Genomic DNA, 13,490 nt, shown 5'->3' with positions numbered 1-13,490 from the left:
CCTGTGGCGAGGGGATAAATCCCCTCGCCACAAAAGCAGTGTTCGGCTGCGACTTAGCGTCCACCCATGATCGCAATGTAATCCTGCGTCCAGCGGCTGTACGGCACGAACTTGCCGCCCTCGGCTTGTGGGGTTTTCCAGAAGGCGATCTTGTCGAACTGGTCGAACCCGTTGGTCTTGCAGCCCTCGGCGCCCAGCAGTTCGCTTGCCTTGCACGCCTCGGGCACGGCCGGCAACGAGCCGAACCAGGCGGCTACGTCGCCCTGGACTTTCGGCTGCAGCGACCAGTCCATCCATTTATAGGCGCAGTTGGGGTGCTTGGCCTCGGCGTGCAGCATCGTCGTGTCAGCCCAGCCGGTGGCGCCTTCCTTGGGGATGGTCGAGGCGATCGGCTGTTTTTCGTTGATCAGGCCGTTGACCTGGTATGGCCAGGCGCCGGATGCGACCACGCCTTCGTTCTTGAAATCGCTCATCTGCACGGTCGTGTCATGCCAGTAGCGGTGGATCAACGGCTGCTGGGCACGCAGTAATTCCAGCACGGCCTTGTACTGGGCCTCGTCGAGTTGATACGGATCCTTGATGCCCAGCTCGGGCTTGGCGGTCTTGAGGTAGAGCGCCGCGTCGGCGATGTAGATCGGCCCATCGTAGGCTTGCACCCGGCCCTTGTTCGGCTTGCCGTCGGGCAGGTTCTGCGCCTCGAACAGGACGCTCCAGCTGGTCGGCGCTTGCTTGAATACTTCGGTGTTGTACATCAGTACGTTCGGCCCCCACTGGTACGGCGTCCCGTAGGTCTGTTGGCTGACCACGTACCACGGCGCGTCCTTGAGGCGCGGGTCGAGGTTTTTCCAGTTGGCGATCAACGCGGTGTTGATCGGCTGCACGCGTTTGCCGGCAATCAGCCGTAGCGAGGCATCGCCCGACGCGGTGACCAGGTCGTAGCCGCCCTTGGTCATCAGGCTGACCATTTCGTCGGAGGTGGCGGCGGTCTTGACGTTGACCTTGCAGCCGGTTTCTTTCTCGAAACCAGTGACCCAGTCGTAGGCCTTGTCGCTTTCGCCGCGTTCGATGTAGCCCGGCCAGGCGACGATATCCAGTTGGCCTTCGCCAGCGCCAATGGCCTTGAGCGGTTCGGCGGCCTGGAGGCTGGCGCTGGCCAGCAGCGCCGTGGTGATTGCACTGAGCAATGCGGTCTTGTGCGCGTACATGGAAATCCCTCTTGCTTTAATTATGGTCGGGGCAGTTTTCGAACGGGGTGAAGCGCCATGGCTGGCCTGTTATTAGAGTAGTGCTGTTCCCTACAGATGCTGGCCGTGGCGGGCCATGATGTGGCGCACCACGCTGTAGTCCTGAAGCGAATCGCTGGACAGGTCCTTCCCATAGCCCGAGCGTTTCAGGCCGCCGTGGGGCATTTCGCTGACCAGCATGAAATGACTGTTGATCCAGGTGCAGCCGTATTGCAGCCGCGCCGCCACCTGCATCGCCTTGTCGAGGTTCTGGGTCCAGACCGAGGACGCCAGGCCGTATTCCGAATCGTTGGCCCAGTCCACCGCCTGGCTGAGTTCATCGAAACGGGTCACGGTGACCACCGGGCCGAATACTTCGCGCTGGACGATCTCGTCGCTTTGCTTGCAGCCCGCCAACAGCGTGGGCTGGTAATAGAAACCGGCGCCGGAATGCACCGCCGCGCCGGTGATGCGCTCGATATGCGGCTGGCCGAGGGCACGCTCGACGAAACTGGCGACGCGGTCGCGCTGGCGGGTGCTGATCAGCGGGCCGATTTCGTTGTCGGCGTCGCGCTTGCCGGCAAAGCGCAGGCTGCTGACCGCCGCGCCGAGTTCAGCCACCAGCCGGTCGTGAATCCCGGCCTGGGCGTAGATCCGGCACGCGGCGGTGCAATCCTGGCCAGCGTTGTAGTAACCATAGGTGCGTACACCCTCGACCACTGCCTGCAGGTCGGCGTCGTCACAGACGATCACCGGGGCCTTGCCGCCCAGTTCCAGGTGCGTGCGCTTGAGGGTTTTTGCCGCGGCCTGGAGGATTTTCTGGCCGGTGACGATATCGCCCGTCAACGAGACCATGCGCACCTTGGGGTGACTGACCAGATGACTGCCGACGCCTTCGCCGCCACCGCAGATGACGTTGATGACGCCCCGCGGCAGGATTTCGGCCAGGATCGGCGCCAGGGCCAGGATCGACAGCGGCGTGTGTTCCGAAGGCTTGAACACCAGGGTATTGCCGGCGGCCAGGGCCGGGGCGATTTTCCAGGCCGCCATCATGATCGGGTAGTTCCAGGGCGCAATGGACGCCACCACGCCAATCGGGTCGCGACGCACCATGCTGGTGTAGCCCGGCAAGTATTCGCCGCTGAGCTGGCCGGTCTGGCAGCGTACGGCGCCGGCAAAAAAACGGAACACATCCACCGTGGCGCTCAGGTCGTCCTGACGCGCCAGGTGCAGTGGCTTGCCACAGTTCAGGGATTCGAGAAGGGCCAGGTGGTCGGCATTTTTTTCAATAGCGCCGGCGATCTCCAACAGCAGGTTCGAGCGTTGTTGCGGCGTGGTGCGCGACCAGCCGTCAAAGGCCTGATGAGCCGCGAGGATCGCGGCTTCGACCTGTTCGGTACTGGCCTCGGCGATATGGGCGAGCACTTCACCGGTGGCCGGGTTGAGGATCGGCTCGACAAAGCCCTCGCCGGGTACGCTTTCGCCGTCGATCAACAACGCTGTACATAACGGGGTTTGCGTGCCGGCCATATCGCCTTCTCTTTTTTATAACGGTGAACACAGGCCCTGTGGGAGCGAGCTTGCTCGCGATAGCGGTATGACAGGCAGCATTAAATTGACTGAAAGACCGCTATCGCGAGCAAGCTCGCTCCCACAATGGCTCGCTCCCACACTGGATTGTGGTGCTGTAGCAAGACTAGTGCCCAGTCGCCAGGCCGACAAATTCGAAATACTCAAGGCGGCATTCGATTAAATAGATGGCTTGCGTCCGTGGGGCTGTTCGCGGGCAACAGCCAGGAACGGGTCGACCGAGGCCGGGCGTGCCGTGCCTCGGCGCCAGGCGAGTCCGACATCCAGCGTCTGGTTGAGGTCGGCGATGGGTCGTGCCTCGATGATGTCGCCTTCCAGCGACCATGGGCGGTAGGTCATGTCCGGTTGGATCGAAACCCCCAGCCCGGCCGCCACCAGGCTGCGCACCGCTTCGGTCGAGGCGGTACGCAGGGTGATCTGCGGTTGCAGGCCGGCACCGCGCCACAGGCGTTGCGCGTTGCGATCCATCTCGTCGACGTTCAGTTGGATCAACGGCTCGCGAGCCACATCCGCAAGATTGATGCTGTCGTGTTCGAGCAGCGGATGCTGGGCCGGCAGCCACAATCGATGGGGCGAGTGGGTCAATACTTCGGTCTGCAGGGCGTGGCGGTCTTCCAAGTTGGACAGGATCAGCACGCCGACGTCGATTTCGCCGCTGACCAGCAGATGTTCGATATAGGGGCGTTCGTCCTCCATCACGCGGATGGCCACATTGGGGTAGGCGCGCTGGAAACGGGTCAAGAGGTCCGCCAGATAGTACCCGGCGACCAGGCTGGTCACGCCGATGGTGACCTGCCCGGCAACCTGATCGGTGCTTTGTTGCAGGCTGCGCTTGGCGTTGTCGACGGTGGCGAGTATCAGGTGCGCCTGACGCAGGAACTGATGTCCCTGGTGGGTCAGCGTCATGCCCTTGGCGTGACGGTTGAACAGGCTGACGCCGATTTCCTCTTCCAGTTGCTGGATGGCCAGGGTCAGGGTGGATTGGGAAATGAACGCGGTTTGCGCGGCGGCGGAAATCGAACCGGTTTCGGCTACCGCGATGAAATGACGGATCTGGCGCAGGGTCATCATTGTTGGATACCCAGGAAACGTATTTATCGATGTCTTGGAGTGTATATCGTTTTTATCGAATGGCTGCGGCTGCCTTCAAATCACCGGCAAGTCCGTAGGCAACATCTCGAAGCAATCTGGCCGAGGGCGGTGGGGCACTTTCGATCTACGCTGGGGGCCTTATGATCCGGTTAACCCGAATGCGTGGAGGCAGCAAATGAACACCCGTGGATTGCTCGATCAGTTACTCAAGTCCGGCCAGGAGATGTTGCAGAACAAGGCCGGCGGCTCCCAGGGCAAGTCGTCCGGCGGTCTGGGTGGTTTGCTCGGCGGCTCCGGCAACCTCGGCGGAATGCTCTCCGGCGCAGGGGGCGGGGCGCTGGCGGCCAGCGCCATGGGGTTGCTGCTGGGCAACAAGAAAGCCCGTAACTTCGGCGGCAAGGCCCTGACTTATGGCGGCCTGGCTGCATTGGGCGTGATTGCCTACAAGGCTTACGGCAACTGGCAGGCCCAGCAGGGCAATGCGCCGAAAACCGAACCGCAGACCCTGGATCGCGTCCCGCCGGCGCAAGTCGAGCAGCACAGCCAGGCGATCCTCAAGGCCCTGGTGGCGGCGGCCAAGGCCGACGGCCATGTGGACGAACGCGAGCGTCAACTGATCGAAGGCGAATTCACCAAGCTCGACAACGACCAGGAACTGCAACACTGGCTGCACGCCGAGCTCAACAAACCGCTGGATCCCGGCGACGTCGCCCGGGCGGCCAGCACACCGGAAATCGCCGCGGAAATGTACATCGCCAGCGTGATGCTGGTGGATGAGGAGAACTTCATGGAGAAATCCTACCTCGACGAACTGGCGCGACAACTCAAGCTGGAACCTGGGCTGAAGGCGGAACTGGAGAAGCAGGTGCGTCAGGCGGCCGCCTGACCGTTACCCCTGTGGGAGCGAGCCTGCTCGCGAATAGCGTCCAGCCAGTCAAAATCCGTTGACTGACACACCGCTTTCGCGAGCAGGCTCGCTCCCACAGGTTTTGTATCCAGCCCTCGACAGCGAAACGGTGAGCGAAAATCTCCCGAACACCGCCATACAGACGCACCACCACCCTCGGCTATACTCCCGGCAATTCAAAGTACCCGAGGTTTTCCTGTGAAGAACTGGACGTTGCGCCAACGCATTCTGGCGAGTTTTGCGGTGATCATTGCCATCATGTTGCTGATGGTGGTGGTCACTTACTCGCGGTTGTTGAAGATCGAGGCCAGTGAACAGGAAGTACGTACCGACGCCGTTCCAGGGGTGTATTACAGTTCCATGATCCGTGGGGGCTGGGTCGACAGTTACGTCAAGACCCAGCAGCTCGTGGGTCTGTCCGATCACCGGGAAATCACCGACGAAGACAAGGCGCTCTACCAGCGGTACGAGCAGCATCTGCGCGATGAAATGCAGCAATACCAGAAGCTGATCCAGGACCCGGCCGACCAGGCCTCATTCGATGAATTCGAAGTCAATCACCAGGACTTCAACAAAGCCCTGGCGAAGGTACTGGATCTGTACCAGCGCAAGGACTACGAAGGCGCTCGGCTGGCGGTGGAAAAAGACCTGACGCCGGCATGGCTCGACGGTCGTGGGCACTTGAACCAGATCATCGAGCGCAATCGTGAGTTGGCTGAGCAGGCCGCCCTGACCATCGGCCGTGCGGTGACAGCCGCCGAGGTCGCCATGGGCCTGTCGTTTGTCGTTGCGGTGCTGGTGGCTGTTCTTTGCGGCCTGTTGCTGATGCGCGCGATCATGGCGCCGATGAGCCGCATCGTCGAGATACTCGATGTCATGCGCAGCGGCGATTTGAGCGGACGCCTGAACCTGGCGCGCAAAGACGAGTTCGGCGCTGTGGAGACCGGCTTCAACGACATGATGGCCGAGTTGACGTCGCTGGTGTCCCAGGCCCAGCGTTCCTCGGTGCAGGTCACCACCTCGGTGACCGAGATCGCCGCGACCTCACGGCAGCAACAGGCCACGGCCACCGAAACCGCAGCCACCACCACCGAGATCGGCGCGACGTCCCGTGAAATCGCCGCCACCTCTCGCGACCTGGTGCGCACCATGACCGAAGTCTCCAGCGCCGCCGACCAGGCCTCGGTCGCCGCCGGCTCAGGTCAGCAAGGCCTGGCGCGCATGGAAGAAACCATGCATTCGGTGATGGGCGCCGCCGACCTGGTGAACGCCAAGCTGGCGATCCTCAACGAGAAGGCCGGCAACATCAACCAAGTGGTGGTGACCATCGTCAAGGTTGCCGACCAGACCAACCTGTTGTCGCTCAACGCCGCCATCGAGGCCGAGAAGGCCGGTGAGTACGGGCGCGGTTTCGCCGTCGTCGCCACAGAGGTGCGGCGCCTGGCCGACCAGACCGCTGTCGCCACCTACGACATCGAGCAGATGGTCCGCGAGATCCAGTCCGCTGTCTCGGCGGGTGTGATGGGCATGGACAAATTTTCCGAAGAGGTGCGCCGTGGCATGGCCGAGGTACAGCAGATCGGCGAGCAATTGTCGCAGATCATCCATCAGGTCCAGGCGCTGGCGCCGCGGGTGTTGATGGTCAACGAAGGCATGCAGGCCCAGGCCACCGGTGCCGAGCAGATCAATCACGCCCTGGTGCAACTGGGCGATGCCAGCAGCCAGACCGTGGAGTCCCTGCGCCAGGCCAGTTCCGCCATCGACGAGCTCAGCCAGGTGGCCGTGGGCCTGCGCAGCGGCGTCTCGCGTTTCAAAGTCTGATGAGCGATTTCGATGCCCGACGCGGTACCGGGCCGGCGGCCCGGCAGGCGTTGTTCCTGGTGTTTTGCATCGGTAACGAGCGCTACGCCCTGCAAGCCATCGATGTGGTGGAGGTGCTACCGCGCCTGCCGCTCAAGCCGATTGCCCGGACGCCGTCCTGGGTGGCCGGGGTCTTCGCCTGGCGTGGCCAAGTGGTGCCGGTGCTCGACCTGTGCGCCTTGACCTTCGGCCAGGCCGCCGAGGCGCGCACCAGCACCCGGCTGGTGCTGGTCAATTACCGGCCCCAGGCGCAGCACGCAGCGCACGTGCTGGGTTTGATCCTGGAACAGGCCACCGACACCCTGCGTTGTGATCCGGCCGACTTCAAGCCTTATGGCCTGGATAACCCCCAGGCGCCTTACCTGGGCCCGGTACGGGAGGATGCCCAAGGAATGTTGCAGTGGGTACGAGTCAACGATTTGCTCGACGAGTCGGTGCGTGCGGTGCTGTTCCCCACGCCGCCGCTGGACCTTGATGGTTTCGAGGATCGGCGATGAACAACGACCAGCGTTTTTTCGATTACCTCAAGGAGCGCATCGGCCTGGACGTGACGTCCGTCGGCACCGCGATTATCGAGCGGGCCGTGCGCCAGCGCGTCCTTGCCGTGCCTGGCCGGACCACCGATGACTATTGGCAAAGCCTGCAGCATTCTGCCCAGGAGCAGCAGGCGCTGATCGAAGCGGTGATCGTCCCGGAGACCTGGTTCTTCCGTTATCCCGAATCGTTCGCGACGCTGGGGCGACTGGCCTCCCAGCGCCTCGCTGCGATCAAGCACCTGCGCGCGCTGCGCATCCTCAGCCTGCCATGCTCCACTGGCGAAGAGCCGTATTCGATCGCCATGGCCCTGTTCGACGCAGGCCTCGGGCCGCATCAGTTCAAAGTCGATGCGATGGACGTCAGCCCGCTGTCCGTTGATAAAGCCCGGCAAGCGCGTTACGGCAGGAACTCCTTCCGTGGCGCGGACCTTGGTTTTCGCGAACGGTATTTCCGTGCCGAGGAGGACGGCTATTACCTCGATGAGCACATACGTGAACAGGTGCGCCTGCAAGTGGGCAACCTCTTGGATCCGGCCTTGCTGGTGAATGAGGCGCCGTATGATTTTGTATTCTGTCGCAACCTGCTGATCTATTTCGACCAGCCGACCCAGCAACAGGTATTCGAGGTGCTCAAGCGCCTGACCCATCAGGACGGCGTGTTGTTCATCGGTCCCGCCGAGGGCAGTTTGCTGGGGCGGCTGGGCATGCGCTCGATCGGCATCCCCCAATCGTTCGCCTTCAGCCGCCAGGGCGCGCCCGAGCCGCAACCGCTGCCAACGCTGTTGCCAAGTCCGTTGCCGATTCGCCAGCCGCCACCACGAGTCGCTGCGCCGCCGCCTCAGCCTCGACCGTTTGCAGCTAGTGTGACGCCAATCGCCCCAGCCAGGAGCAGCGACGCGGTGACCTTGCTGGCCAATATCGCCGCCCTGGCCAACGGCGGCAAAAGCGCTGAGGCCCGTGCGGCTTGCGAAGAGTATTTGCGCAGCCATGCGCCCAGTGCGCAGGTGTTCTATTGGCTGGGCCTGCTCAGCGACATGGCCGGCAACGCGCTCGAGGCCCAGGGTTTTTATCGCAAGGCGCTGTATCTTGAACCGCAACACGCCGAGGCCCTGGTGCATCTGGCGGCGCTGCTGGCATCCCAGGGAGACGTGGCCGGTGCCCGTCGATTGCAGGAACGTGCGGCCCGCAGTGGGCGCCCGGTTGAGAGTGAGCGCAAACGATGAGTGGTTCGGCTTCCTATAACGTGACTCATGACGATGCCCAGGCCATCGATGACTGCTGGAACCGCATCGGGGTTCACGGCGACAAGTCCTGCCCATTGCTGGTCGAACATATCCATTGCCGCAACTGTTCGGTGTACTCGGCGGCGGCCACTCGTTTGCTCGACCGTTATGCCCTGCGCCAGGATGATCGAGAGCTGGCTCTTGCGCCGGTCGACAGTGACATCGTCACGCGCTCGGTATTGATGTTCCGCCTGGGCGAAGAATGGTTGGGCTTGAGTACTCGAAGCCTGGTGGAAGTGGCGCCGTTGCAGCCGATCCATTCGCTGCCGCACCAGCGTTCGCGTGCCTTGCTCGGCGTTGCGAATGTGCGCGGCGCCCTGGTGGCCTGCCTGTCGCTAGTCGAGTTGTTGGGGCTGGAGCCTGGTTCGCTTGCGCCTTCCAGTGGGCGGATCATGCCGCGCATGCTGATTATCGCCGCCCAGGGCGGACCGGTATTGGTGCCGGTGGATGAGGTGGACGGCATTCATGCGATTGACGAACGCATCCTGGCGGGTGCTTCGCAATCGGCGGGCAAGTACACCCGTGGCGTGTTGCAGTACAAAGGCCGCAGCCTGCGTTGGCTGGATGAAGAGCAGTTGTTGTCCGCCGTGTCCCGGAGCCTGTCATGACCCCCGATCAGATGCGCGACGCCTCGTTGCTCGAACTGTTCAGCCTGGAAGCCGAGGCTCAGACCCAGGTACTCAGCGCCGGCCTGCTGGCCCTGGAGCGTGACCCGACCCAGGCTGACCATCTTGAGTCATGCATGCGCGCGGCCCACTCGCTCAAGGGCGCCGCGCGAATCGTCGGGATCCCCGCCGGGGTCAGCGTGGCCCACGTCATGGAAGACTGCCTGGTCAGCGCCCAGGAACGCCGCCTTATATTGCGTGCCGAGCATATCGACGCCTTGCTGCAAGGCACCGACCTGCTGACGCGCATCGCGACCCCAGGCAACAGCGTCGGCGCCGAGGACATCGAGGCCTATGTCGCGTTATTGGGGCGCCTGCTGGATCCTGCCGCTGCGGCGGCTTCAAGCGCCATGTCGCCGACCAGCGAGATACCCCTCGAGCCCGTGCGGGTCGAGATGCCTGAGCCCATGCCCATGCCCATGGAGCCTGTAGAACCGGCGGCAAGGAAAAAGCATGTCACCGAGGAGGGCGAACGGGTCTTGCGGGTCACTGCCGGGCGCCTCAACAGCCTGTTGGACCTGTCGAGCAAGTCGCTGGTCGAAACCCAGCGTCTCAAGCCTTGGCTGGCGACCCTGCTGCGGCTCAAGCGCCAGCAAGGCAATGGCCTGCGTGCTCTTGAAGACCTGAATGTGCATCTCAAGGACCATGCCTTGAGTCTGCAGGCCCAGGAGGCGCTCAACGATGCCCGGCGCCTGTTGGCGGAAACCCAGCAGATCCTGGCGCAAAAAACCGCTGAGCTGGATGAGTTTGCCTGGCAGGCCGGCCAGCGCGCGCAAGTGTTGTACGACACGGCGCTGGCTTGCCGCATGCGCCCGTTTGCCGATGTGCTTGCGGGCCAGGCGCGCATGGTTCGTGACCTGGGACGCAGCCTGGGCAAACAGGTACGCCTGGAAATCGAAGGCGAGAAAACCCAGGTCGATCGCGACGTACTGGAAAAACTCGAAGCGCCCCTGACTCACCTGCTGCGCAACGCCGTTGACCATGGCATCGAGACGCCGGAGCAACGGCTGTTGGCCGGCAAACCCGCCGAAGGCCTGATTCGCTTGCGTGCCTCGCACCAAGCCGGCCTGCTGATGCTGGAACTGGCGGACGACGGTGCCGGCGTGGATCTGGAACGGGTGCGCCGCAGCGTCGTGGAGCGTGGTCTTTCTCCCGAGCACACCGCCGCCAGTCTGAGCGAAGAGGAATTGCTGACTTTCCTGTTCCTGCCCGGCTTCAGCCTGCGGGACAAAGTCACCGAGGTGTCCGGGCGCGGTGTCGGCCTGGACGCTGTCCAGCATATGGTCCGGCAGTTGCGTGGCGCAGTGGTGCTTGAGCAGACGGCGGGGGCGGGCAGTCGCTTCCACCTTGAGGTGCCGCTGACGCTTTCGGTGGTGCGCAGCCTGGTGGTGGAAGTCGGCGGCGAGGCCTACGCGTTTCCGTTGGCCCATATCGAACGCATGTGCGACCTGTCGCCCGAGGACATCGTCCAGGTCGAAGGTCGCCAGCATTTCTGGCATGAAGGCCGCCATGTGGGGTTGGTTGCCGCCACGCAATTGCTCAACCGCCCGGTAGCGCCCAACAACGGCCAGAGTCTCAAGGTCGTGGTGATTCGCGAGCGTGAAGTAATTTATGGCGTGGCGGTGGAACGCTTCATCGGCGAGCGAACCCTGGTGGTGCTGCCCCTGGATGAGCGCCTGGGCAAGGTCCAGGACATTTCCGCCGGTGCCTTGCTCGACGACGGCTCGGTGGTGTTGATCGTCGATGTCGAAGACCTGCTGCGTTCGGTAGAAAAATTGCTCGACACCGGGCGCCTGGAACGCATCGCCCGGCAGAACGAGGCCCAGGCCCCACGCAAGCGGATCCTGGTGGTCGACGATTCCCTGACCGTGCGGGAGCTGGAGCGCAAGCTGTTGCTCAATCGTGGTTATGACGTGGCAGTGGCGGTAGACGGCATGGATGGCTGGAACGCGTTGCGTTCGGAGGATTTCGACTTGCTCATCACGGACATCGACATGCCGCGCATGGACGGTATCGAACTGGTGTCGCTGCTGCGCCGCGACAACCGCCTGCAATCGCTGCCGGTGATGGTGGTTTCCTATAAGGATCGAGAGGAAGATCGCCGCCGTGGCCTGGATGCCGGAGCCGACTATTATCTAGCCAAGGCGAGTTTTCATGACGACGCCTTGCTCGATGCCGTGGTCGAATTGATCGGAGGAGCGCGCGCTTGAAGATCGCCATCGTCAATGACATGCCCCTGGCGGTCGAGGCCCTGCGCCGCGCGCTGGCATTCGAGCCCGCGTATCAGTTGGTCTGGGTGGCCGCCAACGGCGCCGAGGCGGTGCAGCGTTGCCATGAATACACGCCGGACCTGATCCTGATGGACCTGTTCATGCCGATCATGGACGGTGTCGAGGCGACCCGGCGAATCATGGCCGACACGCCGTGCGCCATCGTGATCGTCACTGGCGACAGCCAGCAGAACGTCCATCGGGTGTTCGAAGCCATGGGCCATGGCGCCCTGGACGTAGTGGATACCCCGGCGCTGGGCGTCGGCAGGCCCGAGGACGCCGCTGCCCCCTTGCTGCGCAAGATCGCCAACATCGGCTGGCTGATCGGCGAGCGGGGCAACCGTGAGCGCGCCGCGCCGGCTGCGCAGCGGGCCTCGGTGTCACGCAACAGCCTGGTGGCGATCGGCTCGTCTGCCGGCGGCCCCGCCGCGTTGGAAGTGCTGCTCAAGGCGCTGCCCCGTGATTTCGCCCCGGCCATCGTGCTGGTCCAGCATGTGGACGAAGTGTTTGCCGCCGGCATGGCCGAGTGGCTTGGTGGCGTGTCGGGCCTTGAGGTCCGGCTGGCCCGCGAGGGCGAGACACCGCGAGGCGGGGTGGTGCTGTTGGCCGGAACCAATCATCATTTGCGCCTGTTGAAAAACGGCACGCTGGCGTACACGGCGGAGCCCGTCAACGAAATCTATCGGCCCTCCATCGATGTGTTTTTCGAGAGTGTCGCCAATTTCTGGAGTGGTGAGGCGGTAGGCGTGTTGCTCACCGGCATGGGGCGCGACGGTGCGCAAGGGCTTAAACTGATGCGCCAGCAGGGCTGTGTGACCATCGCCCAGGACCAGCAGAGCAGCGCGGTCTATGGCATGCCCAAAGCGGCCGCCGCTATCGACGCGGCGGCGCAGATACTCGCGCTGGACCGGATAGCGCCACGCCTGGTGGAAATTTTCAGCCAATGATGCCTCTTGCACCCCAGCAGTACTCAGGTGAGCCCCATGAATGAATTACAGCTCGACGACTTCAAGCGCGATGAGAACGCCGCCATGGTCTTGCTGGTCGATGACCAGGCGATGATCGGCGAGGCAGTGCGACGCGGGTTGTCGAACGAGCAGAACATCGACTTCCACTTCTGCTCCGACCCTCACCAGGCCATCGCCCACGCCGTGCGCATCAAGCCGACGGTGATTCTCCAGGACCTGGTGATGCCCGGTCTCGACGGCTTGAGCCTGGTGCGCGAATACCGCAACCATCCGGCCACTCGCGACATCCCGATCATCGTCCTGTCGACCAAGGAGGACCCGCTGATCAAGAGCGCGGCGTTTGGCGCCGGAGCCAACGATTACCTGGTCAAGTTGCCGGACAATATCGAACTGGTAGCGCGGATCCGCTATCACTCGCGCTCCTACATGATGCTGTTGCAGCGCGACGCGGCCTACCGTGCGTTGCGGGTCAGCCAGCAGCAGTTGCTCGACACCAATCTGGTGCTGCAACGGCTGATGAACTCCGATGGCCTGACCGGGCTGTCCAATCGCCGGCACTTCGACGAATACCTGGAGCTGGAGTGGCGAAGGGCGCTGCGGGACCAGTCCCAGCTGTCGCTGTTGATGATCGATGTGGATTATTTCAAGTCGTTCAACGACAACTACGGTCACCTTGAAGGCGACGAAGCCCTGCGCAAGGTTGCCACGGCGATTCGCGATGCCTGCAGTCGTCCGTCCGACCTGCCGGCCCGTTATGGCGGCGAGGAGTTCGCCCTGGTCTTGCCCGGCACCTCGCCTGGCGGTGCACGGCTGATGGCCGAAAAGCTGCGCCAGAGCGTCGTTGCCCTGAAAATCCCGCATGCCACGCCCGACGGCGGCGAAAACCTGACCATCAGCATCGGCGTCGCGACCTTCACCCCGCAACAGGGCGGCGAGTGCCGCCAACTGATCTCGGCGGCGGACAAGGGGTTGTACCTGGCCAAGCACAATGGGCGCAATCGGGTGGGGGTTGAATAAACTATCCTGGCTAGCGGCAAGGTGGCTTTTGTGGCGAGGGGATTTATCCCCGCTGGGCTGCGCAGCAGCCCTAGAACCC

At 63.2% G+C, this 13,490-nt stretch carries 11 protein-coding genes; 8 read left to right on the top strand and 3 right to left on the bottom strand.

Going from position 1 to position 13,490, the window contains the following annotated elements; genetic code table 11:
• Nucleotides 1–53: 53 nt before the first annotated feature.
• From ydcS to J3P86_RS21170, 3 genes are all read right to left on the bottom strand, one after another.
• Nucleotides 54–1,205, bottom strand: coding sequence for a putative ABC transporter substrate-binding protein YdcS (gene ydcS, locus J3P86_RS21180; RefSeq protein ID WP_434628638.1), 1,152 nt, complete (start codon nucleotides 1,203–1,205; stop codon nucleotides 54–56).
• A 90-nt stretch (nucleotides 1,206–1,295) separates the two neighbouring features.
• On the bottom strand, nucleotides 1,296–2,753 hold the full coding sequence (locus J3P86_RS21175; protein ID WP_434628640.1) for a gamma-aminobutyraldehyde dehydrogenase: 1,458 nt from the start codon (nucleotides 2,751–2,753) through the stop codon (nucleotides 1,296–1,298).
• Between the two features lie 219 nt (nucleotides 2,754–2,972).
• Nucleotides 2,973–3,884, bottom strand: a complete 912-nt coding sequence (locus J3P86_RS21170; RefSeq protein ID WP_305499047.1) for a LysR family transcriptional regulator — start codon at nucleotides 3,882–3,884, stop codon at nucleotides 2,973–2,975.
• 196 nt (nucleotides 3,885–4,080) lie between these two features.
• Here J3P86_RS21170 and J3P86_RS21165 point away from each other — a divergent pair, with 196 nt between their 5' ends.
• From J3P86_RS21165 to J3P86_RS21130, 8 genes are all read left to right on the top strand, one after another.
• Complete coding sequence (locus tag J3P86_RS21165; protein ID WP_305499048.1) at nucleotides 4,081–4,791, top strand: tellurite resistance TerB family protein; 711 nt, start codon at nucleotides 4,081–4,083, stop codon at nucleotides 4,789–4,791.
• A gap of 219 nt (nucleotides 4,792–5,010) precedes the next feature.
• The gene (locus J3P86_RS21160) at nucleotides 5,011–6,633 is read left to right on the top strand and encodes a methyl-accepting chemotaxis protein (RefSeq protein ID WP_434628643.1); all 1,623 of its coding nucleotides are present in this window, start codon (nucleotides 5,011–5,013) and stop codon (nucleotides 6,631–6,633) included.
• On the top strand, nucleotides 6,633–7,169 hold the full coding sequence (locus J3P86_RS21155; RefSeq protein ID WP_434628645.1) for a chemotaxis protein CheW: 537 nt from the start codon (nucleotides 6,633–6,635) through the stop codon (nucleotides 7,167–7,169). Before J3P86_RS21160 ends, J3P86_RS21155 begins: the two co-directional genes overlap by 1 nt.
• Nucleotides 7,166–8,431, top strand: coding sequence for a CheR family methyltransferase (locus J3P86_RS21150; protein ID WP_434698780.1), 1,266 nt, complete (start codon nucleotides 7,166–7,168; stop codon nucleotides 8,429–8,431). Before J3P86_RS21155 ends, J3P86_RS21150 begins: the two co-directional genes overlap by 4 nt.
• On the top strand, nucleotides 8,428–9,099 hold the full coding sequence (locus tag J3P86_RS21145; RefSeq protein WP_434698779.1) for a chemotaxis protein CheW: 672 nt from the start codon (nucleotides 8,428–8,430) through the stop codon (nucleotides 9,097–9,099). Before J3P86_RS21150 ends, J3P86_RS21145 begins: the two co-directional genes overlap by 4 nt.
• Nucleotides 9,096–11,366 (top strand): hybrid sensor histidine kinase/response regulator, encoded by a 2,271-nt coding sequence (locus tag J3P86_RS21140; RefSeq protein ID WP_434698778.1) that lies wholly within the window; start codon nucleotides 9,096–9,098, stop codon nucleotides 11,364–11,366. The genes J3P86_RS21145 and J3P86_RS21140 overlap by 4 nt, the downstream gene beginning before the upstream one ends.
• Entirely contained in the window at nucleotides 11,363–12,373 is a 1,011-nt protein-coding gene (locus J3P86_RS21135; protein WP_434628651.1) for a chemotaxis response regulator protein-glutamate methylesterase, read from the top strand. The genes J3P86_RS21140 and J3P86_RS21135 overlap by 4 nt, the downstream gene beginning before the upstream one ends.
• A gap of 36 nt (nucleotides 12,374–12,409) precedes the next feature.
• The gene (locus J3P86_RS21130; RefSeq protein WP_434628653.1) at nucleotides 12,410–13,411 is read left to right on the top strand and encodes a diguanylate cyclase domain-containing protein; all 1,002 of its coding nucleotides are present in this window, start codon (nucleotides 12,410–12,412) and stop codon (nucleotides 13,409–13,411) included.
• Nucleotides 13,412–13,490 lie beyond the last annotated feature (79 nt).

The sequence above is a fragment of the Pseudomonas sp. D1-1 genome (genome assembly GCF_051132225.1).
Lineage (GTDB): Bacteria > Pseudomonadota > Gammaproteobacteria > Pseudomonadales > Pseudomonadaceae > Aquipseudomonas.
The sequence above is the reverse complement of the archived record's forward strand: the minus strand, read 5'-3'. Positions and strand labels throughout refer to the sequence as shown.